Genomic DNA, 22,343 nt, shown 5'->3' on the forward strand with positions numbered 1-22,343 from the left:
CGTCTCCGGCCTGACGGGCGCGCGGCAGGCCCTCGCCGAGGCCGCCGGGCCCACCGGCGATGCCGAGCCGGAAGACACGGCCAAGCCCGGCGAGATCGTCACATCCGACAAGACGGCGAAGCCCGACGCCGTCACGTCCGACGACGTCACCGCCGCGTCCGTTGAGACCGAGAAGCCCGACGAGACCGTGAAGCGGGACGAGATCGCGAAGCCGGACGAGACGGTGCGGCCGGGCGACGGCGCCGAGGTCGAGGCGGCCATCAGGCCGGAGGAGACCGTCGAGCCCGCAGAGACGGCCAAGTCCGGCCTGACCGCCAAGCCCGACGACACCCTCAAGGGTGACGACACCGCCAAGAGCGACAGGGCGATCACGGGTGGCGTGGAGACGCGCACGGGCGACGAAGGTCGGTCCGACAAGCGTCCGTGATGGCGGTAGCCGGGTTGTGACCGCTGTGACTCATGCCGTATGGCTATCGTGCGGGCTCGGGGTCGAGATGCCTCAGTAGCGTGAGGTGCGTCTGTGCTCTTGAGCGACGGCCGATGGCGAGAGAGCATGGCTGCGAGCGGGCGCGAGCCTTCTCTGGAGGCGCACCAGAGGAGCGGCGGTCACGACCACGGGAGACGCCCATGGGCAAGCTGGACGGAATGGACCCCAAGCTGGTCCGTGAGCTGTTGGCCGAAGTGGGGCGCGCGGGCAAACAGATGCGCGGCGTCGAGGGCCGTGTCACCCAGCTGACCAGCGCCGCCGGCCTTTCCGTGCCGACCACGTACCGGCCGGCCCAGGTGGCGGACGCCGGCGAGGCGTTCGTCCGTGATGTCAGCGCCCGGGTCGTCCTGCTCGAAAAGAAGGTGAAGCAGAACGACACGGTGACCGGGCCCAAGAACATGGGCCAGAAGGCTCCCGACAAACACGACGACAAGAACGACAAGGGCGACAAGGGCGACAAGGGCGACAAGACCCATACCGCCGACCAGGACGGGCATCCCACGTCCGACAAGGGCGACAAGGACGACGCCCCCAAGGCCAAGAACGAGAAGGGCGACCCGCCGAAGGTCGAGAAGATCGACAAAGACGACGCCCTCAAGCACGACAAGCACGACAAGCACGACGCGCCCAAGGCCGACAAGCACGATGCGCCGACGTCCGACACCCAGGACAAGACTCACAAGGTCGACACGCTCCCCGACCAGCAGGACAAGACCGAAAAGCAGCAGCCGCCAAAGGCCGAAAAGCCCGACGCCACCCCACGGCACGACCCTGCGCCCAAGCACGACCCCGCGCCGAAACACGACCCTGCGCCCAAGCACGACCCCGCGCCCAAGCACGACCCCGCGCCGAAACACGACCCTGCGCCCAAGCACGACCCTGCGCCTAAGCACGATCCCGCGCCCAAGCACGATCCCGCGCCCAAGCACGACCCTGCGCCCAAGCACGATCCCGCGCCTAACCACGACCCTGCGCCTAAGCACGACCCGACGCCCCGTGTGGATTCGGGGCCTCAGGGAGGCGAGCCGCAGTACATCGAGCCCACTGACGGCAACCCGCAGGCCGGCCCGGACAGTCAGTCTCCCCTTACTCTTCCCGAGCAGCCCGACACCCCCGACCAGCAGCCGCACGCGGTCGATCAGCGTCCCGACGCGCCGCAGCAGCAGTCGCCTGTCCCGGATCAGCCGCCCTCGACCCCCGACCAACAACCGGGTGCGCCGGACCAGCAGCCGCACGCGGTCGATCAGCGTCCCGACGCGCCCCAGCAGCAGCCGAGTGCGCCGGATCAGCAGCAGCCGTCGGCTCCGGATCATCAGCCGAACGCGGTGGATCAGCGGCCTGACGCGCCGCAGCAGCAGTCGCCTGCTCCTGACCAGCAGCCGAATGGGGCGGATCAGCAGCCATCGGTTCCTGATCAGCACCAGCCGTCGGGCCTTGATCAGCAGCCGCATGGAGTGGATCAGCGGCCTGATGGGCCGGTACAGGGGCCGGATGTGGGGGATGGGCAGCTTGATACGCCTAAGGTGGACAATCCTCATGACATCGACACCTCGCAGGAACGAACGCGGGTGATCGACGTCGACGGGGTGCGTGTCGTCGAGGTGACCATGAAGCCGCCGAGTGGGGAGTACCTGCGCTGGCTGGTGCAGAACATGGACAAGATCCCGCCGATGGACCAACCGGTGATCGTGCCGCCGGACGGGGCACACCCAGGGCATCCGCACCCGGATGGTCCTGTCGGCCACATCCAGCCCCACGAGCCGTCAGGTACGGCCAAGCCGTCGGCGCCGCTTCCGCCGGACTCGCCCGACTCGTCCGCCGACGCCGCTTCGTCGGCGTCCGCCGGCAATCCCGGTCCGGTGGGTTCCGGGGTCGCCGAGAGTGGCCATGCGGCTCTACAGGGGCACGTGGAGCCGGGTGAGCATGTCCGGTCGGGTCTGTATTCCCCGTCGGAAGGTGAGGCCCGTTACGGCCATTTCAGCGCCCACGGAGGGCACGCCGCCACGTTCGCGGCCGGTGACCCGTACGAGAATGGGGCTGGTGACCCGTATGAGGACCAGGCCGGAGGCCCGTACGAGGACGGGGAGTCCGGTTCGTCGTCGCGGGGCAGGTTCGATCCGTCGTCCGGTTCGTGAAGGAGGGCCGCCAGAGATGTACGCCGATCCCCCGGCTCCGCAGCCGCTCCAGCCCGGAGAGAGCCCGCCCGGCTCGGCCGACCCGTTCAGCCCGGACGGGCAGGCGACGAGCTGGCGGTTCAACCCCGAGTACCAGAAGCTCATCGACCTGTGGCAGCAGGTGATGCCGATGCTGGAGCAGCTCACCACCTCGCTGGACAAGGCGCAGCAGATGGCCCGCAGCAGGGATGTCTGGGACGCGCCGGTCGCCGAGCGCTACGTCCAGGACATGAGCGAGTGGCGCAACCGCCTGAGCATGTACCGCCAGTCGGTGCTCTCGGCGATCAGCGACCAGGCCGCGGACACTCCGCGCTGGGTCCCGGTCGCGGCCGGCGCCCCCCACGCCTACAGCTGACCCGCTCAGTAGCCGACCCGCTCGGTAACCGACCCGCTCGGTCATTGCCCCGAGCATGCGTTCGATCCGGGCGTCGAATGACGCGGAGGCATGTGTCGCTCCGAGGCATGGGCTGATCGAGTCGGCGGTCCGTGCCGCGGCATCGGCTGATCCTGGTTGCCGGCCGATCCGCACTGCCGGGTGATTCGGAGTCGCCGGCGATTCGGACCATCCGCCGGCCTACGCCATCGACCGATCAGAACCGCCGGCCGATCTGAACCGGGGCCGATCCGAACCGCCGGTCGGTCGGGACGGCCGGCCGGTCCGGGCTCGTGGCCGGTCGGGACGAACGCCGATCGTCGGTGGGTGCGGATGGCGATGGGGGCGGGCTTACAGTGGGGAGATCGGTGTCCTTACCACGCACGGGTCCGTGCGAGGGGAAGGAGTGGTGAGCCAGCCATGCACGCGAGACGGCCTGACCACGAATCGCCCGGCCGGGGCGACCGCCCCGACCGCGGCTCCGCACCGGATGCGCGCCCTGTCCAAGACTTCGCCGCGAATGCGCGTCCGGATCGCGCCCCCGCCGGCGACGCGCGTCCAGAGCGCGCTCCCGTCGAGGACGCGGGCCTTGGCCGGGACCTTGTCGAGGATGCGGGCTCTGGCCGTGACTCGGCCGCGGATGCGCCTCCCGGTCGGGCCCCAGCCGACGATGCGCGTTCTGAGCGCGATCCGTCGCAAGGGGGAGGTGGCTCTCGCGCTTCTGCTCAGGGTGGACGGGGTGATGGGGAGTTCTACGGGCCCGACTTCGGGGAGTTGCGGCGGCGCGATCCGGAGATGGCGCAGGTGCTGCTCGACGAGCTCGACCGGATTCGCGGCGGGCTGCAGCTGATCGCCAGCGAGAACTACGCCTCGCCCGCCGTCATCGCGGCCCTCGGGTCCACGCTGACCAACAAGTACGCCGAGGGCTACCCGGGCAGGCGGTACTACGGCGGCTGCGAGGTGGTGGACCGGGCCGAGCTGCTGGCGATCGAGCGGGCGAAGGCGCTGTTCGGGGCCGATCACGTCAACGTCCAGCCGCATTCGGGCGCGTCGGCGAACCTCGCCGCGTACGCCGCGCTGCTCCGACCGGGGGACACGGTGCTGGCGATGGCGCTGTCGCACGGCGGCCACCTCACCCACGGCTCCAAGGTGAACTTCTCCGGCCGCTGGTTCGACGTGGTGGCCTACGGGGTGCGGCGCGACACCGAGATGATCGACTACGACGAGGTCCGCGATCTCGCGCTGCGGCACCAGCCGAAGATGATCATTTGTGGCGCCACGGCCTACCCGCGGCTCATCGACCACGCGGTGTTCCGCGGGATCGCCGACGAGGTGGGCGCGTGGCTGCTGGTGGACGCCGCGCACACCATCGGCCTGGTGGCCGGCCGGGCGGTGCCCTCGCCGGTGCCGCACGCCGACGTGGTGACGTTCACGACGCACAAGGCGATGCGCGGGCCGAGGGGCGGCGGCATCCTGTGCACCTCCGAGCTGGCCTCGCGCATCGACCGGGCGGTCTTCCCCTTCACCCAGGGCGGCCCGCTGATGCACGCGGTCGCGGCCAAGGCGGTGGCGTTCGGGGAGGCGCTGCGGCCGGAGTTCCGGGCGTACGCCGCGCAGGTCATCGTGAACTGCCGCGCGCTGACCGACGCGCTGGCGGCCGAGGACATGCGCCCGGTGTCCGGCGGCACCGACACCCATCTGGCGCTCATCGACCTGCGCGGCGTCGGGGTGACCGGGGCGGCGGCCGAGCAGAGCTGCGCGCGGGCGGGCATCATCCTCAACCGCAATGCGATCCCCTACGACCCGGAACCGCCGACGGTGACCTCGGGCATCCGGGTCGGCACACCGTGCGTGACGACGCAGGGCATGGGGGTCAGCGAGATGAAGGAGATCGGATCGATGGTGGCGCAGGCCGTGCGTCATCCGGGTGCGATAGCGTCGGTGGCCGAGAGGGTGACGCAGCTCACGCGGGGTCACCCGGCATATCCACGTGGTTAATGTGCAGTTCTGTGTAATTTTTCGGTCACATCTGACCGAACAATCCGGGAAACTGGGGTCTGTGCGCGAATACCTCCTCATGGCGTCGGTGGCAGCGGTGGTCACCTACCTGCTGGTCCCGCTGGTCAGGGTTTTCGCCCTGCGCATCGGGGCCGCGCCCGAGATCCGCGAGAGAGACGTGCACACCGTCCGCACCCCTCGGCTGGGCGGCCTGGCGATGTACGCCGGCATGCTCGCGGGGCTGTTCGTGGCGAGCCGGCTGGACCACATCGGCGAGAAGCTCGCCGACCCGCGCATGGGCGACGGCCACACGGTCATCGCCCTGGCCCTCGCGGGCGGGGTCATCGTGGTCATCGGCTTCCTGGACGACTGGTGGGGCATGGACGCCTTCGTCAAGCTCGGCGGCCAGATCGCCGCGGCGGGGCTGCTGGTCGCCTTCAAGCTGACCCTGCTGTGGATCCCGCTGCCGAACGGCCAGACGGTCAGCCTGGACAACACGCTGACCACGATCATCACGATCATGGTGGTGGTCGTCGCCATCAACGCGGTGAACTTCGTGGACGGCCTGGACGGCCTGGCGGCGGGCATCGTGTGCATCGCGGCGATGGCGACCTTCGCCTGGACCGTCGCGCTGACCGACAGCCTCGACCAGGGGCGCCTCAGCATCACGGCGGCCATCACGGCCATCCTCATCGGCATGTGCCTGGGCTTCCTGCCGCACAACTTCCACCCCGCCAAGATCTTCATGGGCGACACCGGGGCGATGCTGATCGGCCTGGTGCTGGCGACCTCGGTCGTCACGGTGACCGGCACGGTCGACTACAACGGGGCGGCCGGTGACATCAACCGCTTCCCCGTCGTCCTGCCCATCCTGCTCCCGCTCGCGGTGATGGTCCTCCCGCTGGCCGACCTGATCATGGCGGTGGTGCGGCGCACGTCCTACGGCAAGTCGCCGTTCGCGCCCGACCGCGGCCACCTGCACCACCGTCTGCTGCAGATCGGCCACTCGCACCGGCGCACGGTGCTGATCATGTACGCGTGGACGTTCCTGTTCGCCGCGACGGTCGTGGGTCTGTCGGTCGGCGGCGTGCCGCTGATCGTCTTCCCGGTCGTCGTGCTGCTGGCGCTGGCCGTGCTGGTGATGATGGGCCTTCCCCTGTGGCGGTCCGGCCGGGGCGGGCGCGGTGGCGGCGTCCACGCCACGCGCCGGGGACCGGCTCCCGACGCCGGGCCGGCGGCCGAGGACCCATCGGTGCCCGGGACGGCAGGCGCCTCCCACGTCACGGCCACCAGCGGCTGACCCGGCCCGCATCCGGGCCTGCATCCGGGCCCGCGCGCAGATCATCTTCTGCTCTCGCCCGGGCGCTCACCTGCACGAAAGCGCAGGTAAAGGCGGCACTCCCTGAGCTTGTGATATCTTTCACTAGCAGTGGGCCCGGCAAGGCCCGGGCAACGCCAGCCCTGTAAGGTAGCAATCGCTCGCTTGACAACTGATGCCCTGGAGCACCGATGCAGGACAACGATCTCCGAATACTCAGAGCAGCCGTGATCCCGACGGCTCTGGTCGGCCTGATCGCTGTGGTGGCCGCCGCGTTCCTCGCGGGCTCCAAGGGTGCGCTCGGCTCGGGCATCGGGGTCCTCGTCGTGGTCGCCTTCTTCACCATCAGCCTGATCGCCGTCGCCTACGCCGCGCGCATCTCTCCGACGATCATGATGGCCGCGGCGATGGGCACCTACCTGGTGAAGATCCTGCTGCTCGCGGTGCTGCTCGAACGCTTCGCCGACGCCACCACGTGGGATCCGCAGTCGTTCAGCCTGACCGTCATCGCCTGCACCATCTGCTGGACCATCGGCGAGGCGCGCGGTTTCCTGCGTCTTCGCATGCTCTATGTCGATCCCGAGGTCAAAGTTCCCGGCCAGGTCGAGGAGAAGAGGTGAGCCGTCATGCTCCGCACCGCCGCTTCCCTTACACTCTCATCGGCAGACGAGGTTCGACCGCTCACCGTCGGGCCCCCGAGATGACGATCTCTCGAGGCTGGCTCGATATGACTAGTCACAGCCGCGCCTGCTATTGTCGCGTGCGCGGTAAACAAGGTTGGGGAACATCTGTCGGAGCCATCGAGCCCTGGCCTCCTCGCCCTCTTTCTACTTCTCATCCGGTCCGCCCGTCCGTGGCGACGTCACCGGATGGCCACTTGACCGATCAACACGACGAAGGGAATGACGAGTGAGCGCCACGCTGACGCCTCTCGCCTCCGATGAGTTCCAGGCTCCGGGGCTCGGCATTTTCGACTGGCCGCCGCTCGTCGAAGGTCAGGCCTGGTTCAACAAGCCGGCCCTCCTCGCGCTGGTCGGCACGCTGCTGGTCATGGTGCTCACCTACTTCGCGTTCTCCCGGCCGAAGCTCGTGCCGCGAGGGTTCCAGAACGCCGGTGAGCTCGCCTACCAGTTCGTCCGCGAGCAGATCGCCCGGCCGAACCTCGGCAAGGACAGCGACCGCTGGATGCCGCTGCTGTTCACCCTGTTCCTGTTCGTGCTGGTCATGAACCTGTTCGGGTCGGTCATCTTCATCCAGTTCCCCGTGATGTCGCGCATCGGCTACCCGGCGATCCTGTCGATCTTCGTCTGGCTGCTGGTGATGTACCTGGGCATCAAGCACCAGGGGCCCATCGGCTTCTTCAAGAACGTGATGTTCCCCCCCGGGCTGCCCGGCTGGATCTACGTGCTGGTCGCGCCCATCGAGTTCATCTCGACCTTCTTCCTGCGCCACATCACCCACGCGGTCCGGCTGTTCGCCACCATGATGGCCGGCCACCTGATCATCGCGCTGTTCTCCGAGGTCGGCTGGCACTTCCTGGCCACCAACCTGACTCCGCTCGGCGCGCCGCTCGGCATCCTGGGCGTCGCGATGACCATCCTGCTGACCGCCTTCGAGATCTTCATCCAGGCGCTGCAGGCCTACGTTTTCGCGCTGCTCGCGGCGATGTTCATCAACGACGCGCTGCACCCGGCCCACTGAGACCCGCCCTCTGCGGCACCCCTTCCGTTAGCCCCGCCCGACACCTCCGGTGGGCACACACCCACTGGTCGATAGAAAAGGAAAACCACGCATGTCTGCTGCTGTTCTCGCCGAAGTGACCGGCAACCTCGGTTCCATCGGTTACGGCCTGGCGGCGATCGGCCCCGGCATCGGCATCGGCATCATCTTCGGCCAGGGCGTGCAGGCCATCGCCCGCCAGCCGGAGGCCTACGGCCTGATCCGTCAGAACATGATCCTGGGCTTCGTTTTCGCCGAGGCGCTCGCGCTGATCGGTATTGCGCTCGCGTTCGCCTTCCGGGCCTGACAGACGACCGGCTCTGAAGGAAGGCGGCATTCATGTACGCGCTAGCGGCAGAGGAAGCGACCAACCCACTCCTGCCTGACCTGGCCGAAATGGTCATCGGCGGGGTGTCGTTCCTGGTCGTTCTGTTCTTCATCGGCCGCCTCCTTGTGCCCCGCATCCAGAAGACCCTGGAGATGCGGACCGAGGCCATCGAAGGCGGCCTCAAGAAGGCCGAGGAGGCCCAGGCCGAAGCCCAGCAGACGCTGGAGGACTACCGGGCCAAGCTGGCCGAGGCCCGTCACGAGGCCGCCCGCATGCGCGAGGAGGCCCGCGAGCAGGCCGCGCAGATCAAGGCCGAGCTGCGCGAGGAGGCCCAGGCCGAGGCGCGCCGTCTCATCGAGGCGGCGCACGCCCAGATCGAGGCCGACCGCCAGCAGGCCTTCACCCAGCTGCGCGCCGAGCTCGGCCGCCTGTCCATCGAGCTGGCGAGCCGCATCGTCGGCGAGTCGCTGGAGGACCAGGCCCGGCAGAGCGGCGTCGTGGACCGCTTCCTCGATGAGCTGGAGTCCGCCGGCGAGGCGGCGGTGCGCTGATGAGGGGCCTGAGCCGTAGTTCGTTCGCCGAGGTCGAAGAGCGCTTCAACGCGGTCGCGGCCTCGGCAGACCTCGGCCGGCTGGCGCAGGATCTCGGCGCGGTCGCCGTCCTGCTCGACAACGAGCACGGGCTGCGGCGCAACCTCGCCGACCCGGCCCGCCCGGTGGAGCGCAAGGCCGAGGTCGTCCGCGGCCTGCTCGGCGGCAAGATCGCCGACGCCGCGCTGGAGACCGTCATCGCGGCCGTCTCGGCGCGGTGGTCCAGGTCGCCCGACCTGTCGGACGCCCTGGAGCGGCTCAGCGTCATCGCCTCGGCCGCCGAGGCCGAGTCGGCGAGCAGGCTCGACGACGTCGAAGACGAGCTGTTCCGCTTCGGCCGCATCGTCGAGGCCAACCCCGCGCTGCGCATGGCGCTGGTCGACCCCGCCGTCCCGGCGGACGCCAAGCGGGGGCTGGTCGCCGACCTGCTGCGCGACAGGGTGGCGCCGACGTCCCTGCGCCTGGTCACGCAGCTCGTGCTGCACCCGCGAGGACGTAGTTTGGAACGTGGGCTGGAGGAGTACGGCCAGCTCGTGGCGGAGCAGCGGCAGCAACTTGTCGCCGTGGTGCGCAGCGCGGTCCCGCTGACCGACGCGCAGAAGCAGCGCCTCACCGCCTGGTTGCGCACCACCTACGGACGGGACGTCCACCTCAACACCGAGGTGGACCCGCGGGTGCTCGGTGGGTTCTCGGTCCGGCTCGGCGACGAGCTGATCGACACCACGATCGCAGGACGTATTGAAGAAGTCCGCCGCCGGTTGGCCGGCTAGCAGTGTCAGGGCGGCCGATGATTAGGGAGACTGAAGAGAGATGTCGGAGCTGACGATCCGGCCGGACGAGATCCGGGACGCGCTTGAGCGCTTCGTTCAGGCGTACGAGCCGGAAGGCGCCGCGCGCGAGGAGATCGGGACCGTCGTGGACGCCGGCGACGGCATCGCCCACATCTCCGGCCTTCCTTCCGCGATGGCGAACGAGCTGCTGGAGTTCGAGGACGGTACGCGCGGTCTGGCGCTGAACCTGGATGTCCGCGAGATCGGCGCGGTCATCCTGGGCGAGTTCAGCGGCGTCGAGGAGGGCCAGTCGGTCCGCCGGACGGGCGAGGTCCTGTCCGTGCCGGTCGGCGACGGCTTCCTCGGCCGCGTGGTCGACCCGCTGGGCAACCCGCTCGACGGCAAGGGCGCCATCGAGGCCGAGCGGCGTCGTCCGCTCGAGCTGCAGGCCCCCTCCGTCGTCCAGCGCCAGCCGGTGAAGGAGCCGCTGCAGACCGGCCTCAAGGCGATCGACGCCATGACGCCGATCGGCCGCGGCCAGCGCCAGCTGATCATCGGCGACCGCGGCACGGGCAAGACCGCGATCGCCGTGGACACCATCCTCAACCAGCGCGAGAACTGGGCCACCGGCGACCCGACCAAGCAGGTCCGCTGCGTCTACGTCGCGGTCGGCCAGAAGGGCTCGACGATCGCGCAGGTCCGGGCACGCCTGGAGGAGGCGGGCGCGATGGAGTACACCACCATCGTCGCCGCCCCGGCCTCCGACCCGGCCGGCTTCAAGTACCTGGCGCCCTACACCGGTTCGGCCATCGGCCAGCACTGGATGTACCAGGGCAAGCACGTGCTCATCGTGTTCGACGACCTGACCAAGCAGGCCGACGCCTACCGCGCCGTGTCCCTGCTGCTGCGCCGTCCGCCGGGCCGCGAGGCGTTCCCCGGCGACGTCTTCTACTTGCACTCCCGTCTGCTGGAGCGCTGCGCCAAGCTGTCGGACGACCTCGGCGCCGGCTCGATGACCGGTCTGCCGATCATCGAGACCAAGGGCAACGACGTCTCGGCGTTCATCCCGACCAACGTGATCTCCATCACCGACGGTCAGTGCTTCCTGGAGACCGACCTGTTCAACTCGGGCGTCCGCCCGGCGATCAACGTCGGTGTCTCGGTGTCCCGAGTCGGCGGCTCGGCGCAGATCAAGGCGATGCGCAAGGTCGCCGGCACGCTGCGCCTGTCGCTGTCGCAGTACCGCGACCTGGAGGCCTTCGCGGCCTTCGCCTCCGACCTGGACGCGGCCTCCCGCGCCCAGCTCGAGCGCGGCGCCCGTCTGGTCGAGCTGCTCAAGCAGCCCCAGTACACGCCGTTCCCGGTGGAGAAGGAGGTCGTCTCGGTCTGGGCCGGCACCAGCGGCGAGCTGGACGACGTCCCGCTCGAGGACATCCGGCGCTTCGAGACCGAATTCCTGGAGACCCTCTCCACCTCCTACAAGGGCGTCCTGGACGCCATCCGGGAGACCAGGGAGCTCGGCGACGACACCGTCACCACCCTCAAGGACGCGATCACCGAGTTCAAGAAGGGCTTCCAGACCTCCTCCGGTGAGATGCTGGTGCAGGACGAGCCCGTCGAGGCCCTGAGCGCGGACGAGGTCGGCCAGGAGAAGATCGTGAAGCACGTCCGCCCGACCGAGAAGAAGTAGCCCATGGGTGCCCAGCTAAGACTGCTGCGGCGGCGGATCCGGTCGGTCAGGTCCACGGCGAAGATCACGCGCGCCCAGGAGCTCATCGCCTCGTCCCGCATCATCAAGGCGCAGCAGCGCATGGAGGCGGCCGTCCCGTACGAGCGCGAGATCACTCGCGCGGTGTCGGCCGTCCTGAGCAACAGCGCCGACATCGACCACCCGCTGACGGTCGCCAAGGAGCGGCCGTCCACGGCGGGCGTGCTGATCGTCACCAGCGACCGCGGCTTCGCCGGAGGCTTCAACGCCAACATCCTGCGCGAGGCCGAGGCGCTGGCCGGTCACCTGCGCGGCCGCGGCATCGAGATCAAGCCGTTCGTCGTCGGGCGCAAGGGCATCACCTGGCACCGCTTCCGCAGCCGGGAGATGAGCGGGGAATGGTCGGGCTTCTCCGACAGCCCCGCCTACGCCCACGCCAAGGAGATCGCCGGCGCGCTGGTCTCGGCCTTCGAGGACGAGAACGGCATCGACGAGATCCACGTCGTCTACACCGGGTTCGTCTCGATGCTGACGCAAGAGGTGCAGGTCAAGCGCATCCTGCCGCTCGAGGTGGAAGAGACCACCGAAGAGCCGGCCGAGGGTCCGCTGCCGTACTACGAGTTCGAGCCGACCGCGGGCGAGGTGCTCAACCAGCTCCTTCCCCGCTACATCGAGTCGCGCATCTTCAACGCGCTGCTGCAGTCGGCCGCCTCGGAGCACGCCTCGCGTCGCCGGGCGATGAAGTCGGCGACCGACAACGCCAACGAGCTCATCCGCGCGTTCACCCAGCAGATGAACCAGGCTCGTCAGGCCGAGATCACCCAGGAAATCAGCGAGATCGTCGGTGGAGCGAACGCGCTCGCCGACGCCTCTGCGGGGAAAGAGTGAGAAACCACAATGACTGTTGAGACCGTCGCGACCGCCGTAGGTCGTGTGGCCCGCGTCACGGGTCCCGTCGTCGACGTGGAGTTCCCCGTCGAGGCCATGCCGGAAATCTACAACGCCCTGACCACCGAGGTCGCCCTCGGCGAGCAGTCCAGGACGCTGACCCTGGAGGTCGCCCAGCACCTCGGCGACAACCTGGTCCGCGCCATCTCCATGCAGCCCACCGACGGCCTGGTGCGCGGCGCCGCCGTCACCGACAGCGGCGGCCCCATCTCGGTGCCGGTCGGCGACGTCGTCAAGGGCCACGTGTGGAACGCGCTCGGCGAGCCGCTGGACACCGACAAGGCGTCCCTGCAGGTCAGCGAGCGCTGGGGCATCCACCGCCCGTCGCCCGCCTTCGACCAGCTCGAGTCGCGCACCGAGATGCTGCCCACCGGCATCAAGGTCATCGACCTGCTCACCCCGTACGTCAAGGGTGGCAAGATCGGCCTGTTCGGCGGCGCCGGCGTCGGCAAGACCGTCCTCATCCAGGAGATGATCCGCCGCGTCGCGCTGAAGTTCTCCGGCACGTCGGTGTTCGCCGGTGTCGGCGAGCGCACCCGTGAGGGCAACGACCTGTGGCTGGAGATGGACGAGGCGGACGTCCTGAAGGACACCGCCCTGGTGTTCGGCCAGATGGACGAGCCGCCGGGCACCCGCCTGCGCGTCGCCCTGTCGGCCCTCACCATGGCCGAGTACTTCCGCGACGTCCAGAAGCAGGACGTGCTGCTGTTCATCGACAACATCTTCCGGTTCACCCAGGCCGGTTCCGAGGTGTCGACGCTGCTCGGCCGCATGCCCTCCGCCGTGGGTTACCAGCCGACGCTGGCCGACGAGATGGGCGTTCTCCAGGAGCGCATCACCTCGACCCGCGGTCACTCGATCACCTCCATGCAGGCCATCTACGTCCCCGCGGACGACATCACCGACCCGGCCCCGCACAACGCGTTCGCGCACCTCGACGCGCAGACCGTTCTGTCCCGGCCGATCTCGGAGAAGGGCATCTACCCCGCGGTGGACCCGCTCGACTCCACCTCCCGCATCCTCGACCCGCAGGTCGTCGGCGAGGAGCACTACCGGGTCGCCCAGGAGACCAAGCGCATCCTGCAGAAGTACAAGGAACTGCAGGACATCATCGCCATCCTGGGCATCGACGAGCTCTCCGAAGAGGACCGCGTCACCGTGCAGCGGGCCCGCCGCATCGAGCGCTTCCTGTCCCACCCGATGTACGCCGCCGAGGCGTTCACCGGCCAGCCGGGAGAGTTCGTGCCGGTCGAGGAGACCATCCACTCCTTCAAGGGTCTGTGCGAGGGCGAGTACGACCACCTGCCCGAGCAGGCGTTCTTCATGGTCGGCGGCATCGACCAGGCCATCGCCAAGGCCAAGGAACTGGCCCGCTGACGACGGAATGCCGGTACGGCCGCGCCGTACCGGCATTCGAGGAAGGTGTGTGATGGCAAAGCTCCGCATCGGAGTGGTGTCGCCGGAACGTGAGATCTGGTCCGGCGAGGCCGACATGGTGATTGCCAAGACCGTGGACGGCGAGATCGGTATTATGCCGAATCACGCGCCCGTGCTCGGTGTCCTCGTCGAGGGCGGCGTCCTGCGCATCCGGCGCGGCGACGGTGACGACGTCATCGCCGCCGTGCACGGCGGTTTCATCTCGGTGGCCAACAACGACGTGTCGGTGCTGGCCGAGACGGCCGAGCTCGGCTCCGAGGTGAACGTCGCGTCGGCGCGCGACGCGCTCCAGCGGGCGCTCGCCTCCGTCGAGGCCGACAACGAGGACGCCGAGGCCCAGATCGAGGCCAAACGTGCTCGGGCCCGGCTGCGTGCGGCCGGCGAAGAGGTCTGATAAATACACCGACATGAACGTGGGGGCGGCAATGGCGGCGCTTGACATACTGGTGAGCGTTGTGGTCATCGCCGCCCTGATCGTTCTGCGCGGGGTGCTGCTGGCACGATCCCGCGGGAACGTCGTATGTAGTCTGCGGACGAAAGACCGCGCATGGAGGAGTGGAGTGGCCCGCTACGCGGGCGGAGAGCTCCATTGGATCCCTTTCCTGGGACTGCGACTGAGGCCGCGCCACGCTATCGCGAGGCGCGGCCTCACCGTTTCCACCCGCCGCCCCCTCGCCGGCGACGAGGGCCCCGCCGGCTACTGGACCGTCGACTGCGCGGGCGTGTCCCTCGCCATGAGCGAGGACGCCCTCACCGGCTTCCTCGCCTGGGTCGAGTCCGCCCCTCCCAGCGCCCACCTCGACGCTGCGTAGTCTGGCTGTGCTCATTGGCCTCGCTCCGCTCGGCGGCTCGGGGCGCCTTTGAGGCGGCGCTGTTCGTCGTCGTTCACGAGCGCTCGTACCTCGCACTCGCTCTCTCCTCCTCACAGCACCGCCGCGCCCCGAGCGAGTCCTTGTGGCCGATCCGCTGGAAGCGCTCGATGGGCTCGGAGTGCCTTGAGGGATGCGGCTGTGGTTCGTCTTGACGGGAGGGTAGGGGTCAGCGGGTGGCGCCGGGTTTCCAGAGGAGTTCGGTGCCGTCCGCGGCGATGCGGCACAGGATGAACATCAGGTCGCTCAGGCGGTTGAGGTAGGTCGCGGTCAGCGGGTTGACGTCGTCGTGGGCCGCGAGGGCCGCCCAGGCCGTGCGCTCGGCCCGCCGGACGACGGTACGGGCGACGTGCATGAGCGCCGTGCCGGGGGTGCCGCCGGGAAGGATGAAGCTGCGCAGGGGCTTCAGCCGCTCGTTGAACCGGTCGCACTGGGCTTCCAGCCACTCCACGTACGACGGCTCGACGCGCAGCGGCGGGAACTCCGGGTCGGGCGTGACGGGCGTGCACAGGTCCGCTCCGACGTCGAACAGCTCGTTCTGCACGCGGGACAGCACCTCGGCGACCTCGGCGGGCAGGTTTCCCATGGCCATGGCGACGCCGATCGCGGCGTTGGCCTCCTCGACGTCGGCGTAGGCGGCGAGCCGGGGGTCGGTCTTGTGCGTGCGGCTCATGTCGCCGAGGTTCGTGCTGCCGTCGTCTCCAGTGCGCGTGTAGATCTTGGAGAGGACGACCGGCTTGTCGTTGTCAGCTCGCGTCATGCCGCCCAGCGTAATCCGGGTGCCCGATCCGCCTGCCCGCGCGGGCCGCGCGCGTGCGGCGGTGCTCGGCCGGACGCCCGCGACGTGCGGTTTGACCAGGATCGAGGCATAGGGCGCGTCGAAGCGGGCAGGGAGACGACGCGGCCTCGACAGGTCGCCGGACATGAGGAGGCGGCATGCGAGGCCGGATGGCTGCGGGTTGCCAGGAGGTCCATGTCGGGTCCCGGCTCGATGTGGGTACCGTCGCGGAGCTGCGGCCGCGCCTGCACGAGGCGGTCGAGAGCGGCGAGGGTGACATGTTCGTCGATCTCTCCGGCCTGGAGATGATCGACTCGGCCGGCCTGGGGGTTCTCGTCGGCACGCATCGCCGTGCGCTTCGCGCGGGTCGCCGCCTTGTCCTGCGGGGAGTGCCGCCGCGGGTCATGCGGGTCCTCGCCATCACCCGGTTGCACCGGGTCCTGCGAGTCGAGCTGCCCGTGGCCGCGGTGGCCTAGTCGCGCGTCGGTGGCCTGGTCGCGCGTGGGTGGCCTGGTCGCGCGTCCGCCGCGCGCCGGGGCCGACGGGCCCGGGCCCGGGCGCATGGGCAAGAGCGCGGGTCGGGGGGCCGGGCGGGTACGGCTCGGGCGTTCGCCGGGCGCTCAGGTGCCGAACGAGCGGCGGAAGATGTGGACGGCCGTCTCGATGAGGTGGTCCAGGGGCGGGCGTTCCTCGGCCAGCACCCACTCGATCAGCAGCTCCTGCAGCGCGCCCACCACCCCGAGGGCGAGCAGGTGGGTCAGGTTCGGCAGGCCGTCCGGCAGGTCTCCCAGGCTCTGTTCGATGATCTCGGTGAAGCCCTTGACCGCGCGCTGCCGGTGGGCGGTGAGGATGTCGCCCGCCCGCCGCACCTCAAGGTGCATGATGCGGGCGCGGCGCAGGTCCCGGGTGACGAAGGTGATGTACTCCCTGATGCCCGCGCAGATCCGGCTGTCGGGGTCGGGCGGCGCCTCGCCGATGGCCTTGGAGACCGCGAGGATGGTCTCCTCGACGCAACGGTCGTACACGGCGCGCATAAGATCTTCGCGTCCCGTGAAACATTCATAGAAAGCACGGTTGGAGATGCGCGCCGAGGCGCACAGCCGCTCGATCGTGGTCGCGGTGAAGCCCGCGCCGGCGAACAGCGTGTAGGCGGCGGTCAGCAGCCGTTCTCTGCGGTCGGCTAATCGCTGCTCCGCTGTCATTCCGCGGTAGTCGCGTCCGGTCGCCACTGCTCACCTCGCGTCCTGCTGGCCCCGTAGGAACCCATCATTATGGACGCAAGATCGTTTTTCTGGAAGTATCAGGACAACTACCTTCTGCGTCGACCATGCAGGAATGTGATCAGCTTCACAAGGCGGTCCATCTCCGCGGGGGTCCGGCGGAAGGAGGTGATGGTCATCCCGGGCAACGGGAACCGCTGGCGGGCGATGGCCTTGGGCCGGGCGAACTCGCGCAGCCCGTCCGCGCCGTGGATGCGCCCGAACCCCGAGTCGCCCACGCCGCCGAAGGGCAGCGACGGCACACCCGCGAACGAGATGACCGAGTTGATCGCCGTCATCCCGCTGAGCATCGCCCGCGCCAGCTCCATGGCCCGCCGCGCGTTACCCGAAAAGACCGTGCCTCCCAGTCCGTAGGAGACCGCGTTGGTCCTGCGCATCGCCTCCTCGGCGCTCGCGACCTTGCGCACGGTGACCGTCGGCCCGAACGTCTCCTCGCGCACCGCGCTGGAGTCCTCCGGCACGTCCGTCAGCACCACGGGATCGACGTAAGGGGGCCGCACGGACGCGGCGCCGCCGACGACGGCCGTGCCGCCCTTGGCGAGGGCGTCGTCGACGTGCCGCCGGATCACCTCGGTCTGGGCCGGCATGGTGATCGGCCCGTAGTCCTCACCGGTGCGCACCGCCCGCGCCCGCTCGGTGAGCTCGCGCATGAAGGCGTCGTAGACCCCCTCGACCACGTACACGCGCTCGACGCCCACACAGGTCTGCCCGGCGTTGGACATCGCCCCCCACAGCGCGGCGTCGGCCGCGGCGGCGACATCGGCGTCCGCGTCCACGATGAGCGCGTCCTTGCCGCCGCACTCGGCCACCATCGGCGTGAGGTTGGCCGCGCAGGCGGCCATGACCCGCTTGGCGGTGGCCGTCGAGCCGGTGAAGGCGATCTTGCGGACGCCGGGGTCGGCGGCCAGCGCCGCTCCGGTGTCGCCGAGCCCGGTGACCACCTGGAACACCTCGTGCTCGGGCACGCTCTGGCGGAACAACTCGGCCAGCAGCACGCCGACGCCGGGGGTGAGCTCGCTGGGCTTGAACACCACGGCGTTCCCCGCGGCGAGCGCGTAGGAGATCGACCCCATCGGGGTGAAGACGGGGTAGTTCCACGGCCCTATCACCCCGACCACGCCGAGGGGCAGGTACTCCAGGGTGGCGGCGAGGTTGGCGCCGAGCAGGCCCGGCGAGACGCGGCGCCGGCCGAGGACCTTGCGGGCGTTGCGCGCCGCCCAGTCGAGGTGGGTGATCGTCAGCACCGTCTCCAGCGTGGCGTCGCCGATCGGCTTGCCGGTCTCCTGGTGGACGAGGTCGGCGATGCGGCCGAGGTTGGCGACGAGCACCGCCTTGTAGTCGAGCAGCCGGCGCCTGCGCGCCTCGAAGCCCAGCCCCGCCCACCAGCGGGCCGCCTCTCCGGCGCGCTCCACGGCCGCGTGGACGGCCTCGGCGTCGTGCCGCGGGTGGGTGCCGACGATGGCGCCCGTAGCGGGGTTCAGTGAGTCGAAGGCGGCCTGCTCGGTGGCGGTTGTCATGGCGTCTCCTCCTCGGGCCTCACGGCCGCGCTCGCGCCCGGATGCGCCCGTCCGGGACCACGCTGGTCCCTACCCGGGACCTGTGGTCACCTTAGCCGCGCCGCCACACCGGATACCATCTGCCCCGAACATTGTTCCGCGTCCGTGTCGCTCCTGTGCCCGGCCGGATCCGCGCCAGCGCCCGGGTCGGCTCCGCGTCCGTGTCGCCCCCATCCCGGTCGGCTCCGCGTCCGTGTCGCACCCGTGCCCGGGCGGCTTCGCGCCTGTGCCCCAAGGGGCCGGTGCGGGGCTAGAGGAGGCCGCGGGTGAGCGCGGTGGTGACGGCGGCGGTGCGGTCGGAGACGCCCAGCTTGCCGAAGATCCGCAGCAGGTGCGTCTTCACCGTCGTCTCGCTGATGAACAGCTCCCTGCCCACCTCGGCGTTGGTGAGGCCGCGCGCCACCAAGGCCAGCACCTCGGTCTCCCTGGGCGACAGCGACTCGGCGGCCGGCGCCCGCATGCGGGTCACCAGCCTGGTCGCCACGGCCGGCGACAGCACGGTCTCGCCCCGGGCCGCGCCGAAGACGGCCGCGACCAGGTCGGCCCGCGAGGTGTCCTTCAGCAGGTAGCCCGCCGCGCCGGCCTCGACCGCGCGCACGATGTCCTGGTCGGTCTCGTAGGTCGTCAGGACGATCACCCGGGTCTCCGGGCGGGCGGCCAGGATCGCCGGGATGGCCCCGGCGCCGTCGCCGCCCGGCATGCGCAGGTCCATGAGGATCACGTCCGGGGACAGCTCGCGGGCGCACACCACGGCCTCGCGACCTGAGCCGGCCTCGCCAGCCACCTCGATGCCGGGATCGGCCTCCAGCATGCCCCGCAGGCCCTCACGGACCACAGGGTGGTCGTCGACGATCAGCACGCGTATCACTCGATGCCGCCCTTCTGGGGGAGCCGGACGGTGAGCGTGGTGCCGCGCCCGGGAGCGGTGTCCAGGTCCACGGTGCCGCCCGCCTGCTCGACGCGGCCCCGCATGGCGCGCAGGCCGAACCCGGCGGAGGGGGACAGGCCGTCGAACCCCGCCCCGTCGTCGCTCACGCGCAGGACCACCTCCTGGTCGAGGTAGGTCAGACCGAGCGCGGCCGACGCGGCCCCGGCGTGCTTGCGCACGTTGGCCAGCCCCTCTTGCGCCGCGCGGATCAGCACGACCTCCGCGCCGGGCGGCAGCGCCCGTGAACGGCCCTCGACGCCGAAGGACAGCGGGATGCCGAGCTCTTCGCCGACGCGCGAGGCGATGCGGCCCAGAGCCTCCTCCAGGCTCGACCCGTCAAGCGGAGGCGGCCGCAGGACGGTGATCAGCCCTCGCGCCTCGTCCAGGCCTTCCTGCGCGGTGCGCATGGCCAGCGCCAGGTGCCGGGAAGGGTCGGGCTGCGCCTCCGCCGCCTGGAGCAGCATGATGATGCTGGTGAAGCCCTGCGCGAGGGTGTCGTGGATGTCCCCGGCCAGCCGTTCGCGCTCGGCCAGGGCGCCGCGCTCGCGCGAGAGCCGCTCCACCTCGGCCCGGCTGGCCGACAGCTCCTCGATCAGCTCGGCCCGGTCGGCGCTCTGGTTGACGATGCGGGTGATCCACCGCCCGGCGATGATCGAGAAGACCGCCGCCACCACGCCGGAGGCCACGAAGCCGACCAGGTCGTCCATGCGGACGCCGGGCGTCATGACGAAGCGGATCGCCGGAGCCGTGTTCAGCAGCAGCACGGTGGTGACCGCCCACCGCACGGGCAGCGCCATGAACATCTGCGGGCACAGGGCGAACAGGGCGAACGTCGACGGTGGGGCGATCACCGTGGCGGGGACGAACGTCACGATCGCGAAGCCGGCGTAGAGCAACCCGAAACGGCCGTAGTGACGCTGGGCCTTGAGCGCGCGCCGCCCGACCAGCACGTAGGCGACGGCGCACGCGCACAGGGAGCCTATGGCCACGGCTTTGGCGGCGTCCCCCGCGCGCCTGTCCATGATCACCAGTGCGAGGGTCACCACGAACGCGAGCAGGTAGAGCGCCTCCCACCCGCGCAGGATCTGCCAGGCGTTGGCCACCGGCCCGTTCGCGCCGCCCGACGCGCCGGGTCTGGGGCCGGCCGTGACCGCCGGCCCGCCCGGGGCCGTGACCGCGCGGCCGCCGGGGGATGTGTCCACGGGGCGGCCGGGGGATGTGTCCACGGGGCGGCCGGGGGATGTGTCCACGGGGCGGCCGGGGGATGTGTCCACGGGGCCGCCGGGGAGCGGCATCGTGAGGCGGTCAGGGGGCGGGCCGCCCGGGCGGGTGGGGAGAAGGCCGGTGAGAGTCCGTCGCGTCATCCGTCGCGGCGGCCCTTCCAGCGGAACGTCATCAGGCACAGGGCAAGACCTCCGACGACCCACGCTGCCAGGACCATGGCCACGCGGTCCAGTTCGTAGGTGCCCGTGATCTCCAGGGCGGCCCCCGAATCGCCCAGGAAGACCGATCTGAAGCCCTGGCACATCCATTTCAGCGGGAAGAAGGAGGAGATTCCGACCAGCCACTGCGGCAACTGCGTGAAGGGGATGTAGACCCCTGAGATGAACTGCAGCACCACGAACGGCAGGCTGATCACCGCCGAGGCGCTGCGGGCCGAGCGCGGCAGGCCGCTGACCGCGATGCCGAGCAGCGAGGAGGCGGTGATGCCGAGCACGAAGACCCAGGCGAAGGTCGCCCAGCGGACCGGGTCGGAGGGCAGGCGCACGTCGTAGGCGGCCACGCCGATGGCCAGCAGGATCGCGACCTCCAGGAAGGCCACCAGGAGCACCTGCAGGATCTTGCCGACGAAGTAGGCGCTGTGCGGGATGGGAGTGCCGGACAGGCGCTTCAGCGTGCCGTCGTCGCGGTCGACGGCGATGCCGATGCCGAGGTTCTGGAAGCTCGCGGCCATGACCCCCGCGCCGATGAGCCCCGCGGTGTAGAGCTGGGAGGCGGTGATGGAGGTGCCCCCGAGCCGGTCGGAGAAGATGGAGCCGAAGATCGCCAGCAGCACGATCGGGAAGGCGAAGGTGAAGACGACGGCGTCCCTCTCGCGGAAGAACATCCGGGTCTCCACGCCGGCCCTGGACCAGCCGAGCGCGAGCGCCGAGGGCAGGCGAGGCGGTGCGGCCGGGGGAGCGGCCGCGGCGGGGGCGGTGACGGCGTCGGTCATCGGGTCGTCTCCGCGATGAGGTTCATGTAGACGTCCTCCAGGGACGGTCGGGTCACGGTCAGCTCGGGGACCTCGCCGCCGAACCGGCCGGTGAGCTCCAGAATGGTCGCGGTCGGCGTGCCGGTCTCCAGGTGCCGGCGCTCGCCGTCCTCCAGCCAGCCCACCGTCGCGCGGGCGGCGGCCCGGCCGCCGAGGGTGGAGGGGCGGTCCTGCGCCACGATGCGGCCCCTGGCGATCACCGCCACCCGGTCGGCCAGCGCCTCGGCCTCGTCCAGATAGTGGGTGGTCAGCACGATCGTCGTGCCGTCGCGGGCCAGGTCCTCGATCAGCTCCCAGAACGTGCGCCGCGCCTCGGGGTCGAAGCCGGTCGTCGGCTCGTCGAGGAACAGCAGCTCCGGGCGGCCGACGACGCCGAGCGCCACGTCGACGCGGCGCCGCTGGCCGCCGGAGAGCTGCCTGATGCGCTTGCCGGCCTGCTCCGCCAGCCCGACCCGGGCGATCACCTCGTCGGGGTCCCGGGCGCCGGGGTAGTAGCCGGCGAAGTGGCGGACGGTCTCGCGCACCGTCAGCTCGGCGGTGTCGTTGGAGGTCTGCAGGACGATGCCGACCCGGCTCCGCCACTGCCGGGTGGGATGGCCGGGGTCGGCGCCGAGCACGGTGACCTCGCCCGCGTCCCGCTTGCGGTACCCCTCCAGGATCTCGACCGTGGTGGACTTGCCCGCGCCGTTCGGGCCGAGGATGGCGAACACCTCTCCCGCGGCGATGTCCAGGTCGATGCCGTCCACCGCCCGGACCTCGCCGTAGCGCTTGGTCAGCCCGCGGACCCTCACAGCTGTCTGCGTCATGCCCTCGATCATCGTCCGCCCG

Annotated in this window: 22 protein-coding genes; 15 read left to right on the forward strand and 7 right to left on the reverse strand. The window is 70.3% G+C overall.

Translation table 11 applies throughout. The annotated features are described in order from the left end of the window. Positions 1–627: 627 nt before the first annotated feature. The 14 genes from ABZT47_RS16325 (at position 628) to ABZT47_RS16390 (ending at position 14,662) form a co-directional block, all read left to right on the forward strand. Positions 628–2,622 (forward strand): hypothetical protein, encoded by a 1,995-nt coding sequence (locus tag ABZT47_RS16325; protein WP_354841824.1) that lies wholly within the window; start codon positions 628–630, stop codon positions 2,620–2,622. A gap of 16 nt (positions 2,623–2,638) precedes the next feature. Further along, positions 2,639–3,016: a hypothetical protein gene (locus tag ABZT47_RS16330; protein WP_354841827.1), complete on the forward strand. Its 378-nt coding sequence runs from the start codon at positions 2,639–2,641 to the stop codon at positions 3,014–3,016. A 792-nt stretch (positions 3,017–3,808) separates the two neighbouring features. Next, on the forward strand, positions 3,809–5,032 hold the full coding sequence (gene glyA, locus ABZT47_RS16335; RefSeq protein ID WP_354841830.1) for a serine hydroxymethyltransferase: 1,224 nt from the start codon (positions 3,809–3,811) through the stop codon (positions 5,030–5,032). A 61-nt stretch (positions 5,033–5,093) separates the two neighbouring features. Then, a complete protein-coding gene (locus tag ABZT47_RS16340) occupies positions 5,094–6,332 on the forward strand; it encodes an MraY family glycosyltransferase (RefSeq protein WP_354841832.1) in 1,239 nt (412 codons plus the stop codon). 209 nt (positions 6,333–6,541) lie between these two features. Continuing rightward, positions 6,542–6,970 carry a hypothetical protein gene (locus ABZT47_RS16345; RefSeq protein WP_354841835.1) on the forward strand — a complete coding sequence of 143 codons (429 nt, stop codon included), beginning with the start codon at positions 6,542–6,544 and terminating at the stop codon, positions 6,968–6,970. 289 nt (positions 6,971–7,259) lie between these two features. After that, on the forward strand, positions 7,260–8,051 hold the full coding sequence (gene atpB / locus ABZT47_RS16350; RefSeq protein ID WP_354841838.1) for a F0F1 ATP synthase subunit A: 792 nt from the start codon (positions 7,260–7,262) through the stop codon (positions 8,049–8,051). 91 nt (positions 8,052–8,142) lie between these two features. Continuing rightward, complete coding sequence (atpE, locus tag ABZT47_RS16355; RefSeq protein ID WP_354841841.1) at positions 8,143–8,376, forward strand: ATP synthase F0 subunit C; 234 nt, start codon at positions 8,143–8,145, stop codon at positions 8,374–8,376. Positions 8,377–8,408: 32 nt separating this feature from the next. Further along, on the forward strand, positions 8,409–8,948 hold the full coding sequence (locus ABZT47_RS16360) for a F0F1 ATP synthase subunit B (RefSeq protein ID WP_354841844.1): 540 nt from the start codon (positions 8,409–8,411) through the stop codon (positions 8,946–8,948). Beyond that, the gene (locus ABZT47_RS16365) at positions 8,948–9,757 is read left to right on the forward strand and encodes a F0F1 ATP synthase subunit delta (protein WP_354841847.1); all 810 of its coding nucleotides are present in this window, start codon (positions 8,948–8,950) and stop codon (positions 9,755–9,757) included. Before ABZT47_RS16360 ends, ABZT47_RS16365 begins: the two co-directional genes overlap by 1 nt. Positions 9,758–9,797: 40 nt before the next feature. Continuing rightward, positions 9,798–11,447, forward strand: a complete 1,650-nt coding sequence (gene atpA / locus ABZT47_RS16370) for a F0F1 ATP synthase subunit alpha (RefSeq protein ID WP_354841849.1) — start codon at positions 9,798–9,800, stop codon at positions 11,445–11,447. A gap of 3 nt (positions 11,448–11,450) precedes the next feature. Continuing rightward, complete coding sequence (locus ABZT47_RS16375; protein WP_354841851.1) at positions 11,451–12,353, forward strand: F0F1 ATP synthase subunit gamma; 903 nt, start codon at positions 11,451–11,453, stop codon at positions 12,351–12,353. Positions 12,354–12,362: 9 nt separating this feature from the next. Then, positions 12,363–13,790, forward strand: coding sequence for a F0F1 ATP synthase subunit beta (atpD, locus tag ABZT47_RS16380; RefSeq protein ID WP_354841854.1), 1,428 nt, complete (start codon positions 12,363–12,365; stop codon positions 13,788–13,790). Positions 13,791–13,842: 52 nt separating this feature from the next. Then, a complete protein-coding gene (locus ABZT47_RS16385; protein ID WP_354841857.1) occupies positions 13,843–14,244 on the forward strand; it encodes a F0F1 ATP synthase subunit epsilon in 402 nt (133 codons plus the stop codon). Between the two features lie 31 nt (positions 14,245–14,275). Continuing rightward, a complete protein-coding gene (locus tag ABZT47_RS16390; RefSeq protein ID WP_354841859.1) occupies positions 14,276–14,662 on the forward strand; it encodes a DUF2550 domain-containing protein in 387 nt (128 codons plus the stop codon). A 226-nt stretch (positions 14,663–14,888) separates the two neighbouring features. Here ABZT47_RS16390 and ABZT47_RS16395 read toward each other — a convergent pair whose 3' ends face one another. After that, positions 14,889–15,479 carry a cob(I)yrinic acid a,c-diamide adenosyltransferase gene (locus tag ABZT47_RS16395; protein ID WP_354841862.1) on the reverse strand — a complete coding sequence of 197 codons (591 nt, stop codon included), beginning with the start codon at positions 15,477–15,479 and terminating at the stop codon, positions 14,889–14,891. 176 nt (positions 15,480–15,655) lie between these two features. Here ABZT47_RS16395 and ABZT47_RS16400 point away from each other — a divergent pair, with 176 nt between their 5' ends. Next, positions 15,656–15,973 carry an STAS domain-containing protein gene (locus ABZT47_RS16400; protein ID WP_354841865.1) on the forward strand — a complete coding sequence of 106 codons (318 nt, stop codon included), beginning with the start codon at positions 15,656–15,658 and terminating at the stop codon, positions 15,971–15,973. Positions 15,974–16,117: 144 nt separating this feature from the next. On the opposite strand, the gene ABZT47_RS16405 is transcribed toward ABZT47_RS16400, so the two are convergent. The 6 genes from ABZT47_RS16405 to ABZT47_RS16430 all read right to left on the reverse strand — a co-directional run bounded on the left by ABZT47_RS16405 (position 16,118) and on the right by ABZT47_RS16430 (position 22,321). Then, on the reverse strand, positions 16,118–16,726 hold the full coding sequence (locus ABZT47_RS16405) for a TetR/AcrR family transcriptional regulator (RefSeq protein ID WP_354841868.1): 609 nt from the start codon (positions 16,724–16,726) through the stop codon (positions 16,118–16,120). Positions 16,727–16,806: 80 nt separating this feature from the next. Next, positions 16,807–18,294 (reverse strand): aldehyde dehydrogenase family protein, encoded by a 1,488-nt coding sequence (locus tag ABZT47_RS16410; protein ID WP_354841871.1) that lies wholly within the window; start codon positions 18,292–18,294, stop codon positions 16,807–16,809. A gap of 289 nt (positions 18,295–18,583) precedes the next feature. Further along, on the reverse strand, positions 18,584–19,201 hold the full coding sequence (locus tag ABZT47_RS16415) for a response regulator transcription factor (RefSeq protein ID WP_354841874.1): 618 nt from the start codon (positions 19,199–19,201) through the stop codon (positions 18,584–18,586). Further along, positions 19,198–20,463: a sensor histidine kinase gene (locus ABZT47_RS16420; protein WP_354841877.1), complete on the reverse strand. Its 1,266-nt coding sequence runs from the start codon at positions 20,461–20,463 to the stop codon at positions 19,198–19,200. The genes ABZT47_RS16415 and ABZT47_RS16420 overlap by 4 nt, the downstream gene beginning before the upstream one ends. Positions 20,464–20,621: 158 nt before the next feature. Further along, positions 20,622–21,476, reverse strand: coding sequence for an ABC transporter permease (locus tag ABZT47_RS16425; protein WP_354841880.1), 855 nt, complete (start codon positions 21,474–21,476; stop codon positions 20,622–20,624). Continuing rightward, positions 21,473–22,321 (reverse strand): ABC transporter ATP-binding protein, encoded by an 849-nt coding sequence (locus ABZT47_RS16430; RefSeq protein WP_354841883.1) that lies wholly within the window; start codon positions 22,319–22,321, stop codon positions 21,473–21,475. Before ABZT47_RS16430 ends, ABZT47_RS16425 begins: the two co-directional genes overlap by 4 nt. Positions 22,322–22,343 lie beyond the last annotated feature (22 nt).

This window comes from Sphaerisporangium sp. NPDC005289 (genome assembly GCF_040607455.1).
In the GTDB taxonomy this organism is placed as follows: Bacteria; Actinomycetota; Actinomycetes; order Streptosporangiales; family Streptosporangiaceae; genus Sphaerisporangium; species Sphaerisporangium rhizosphaerae.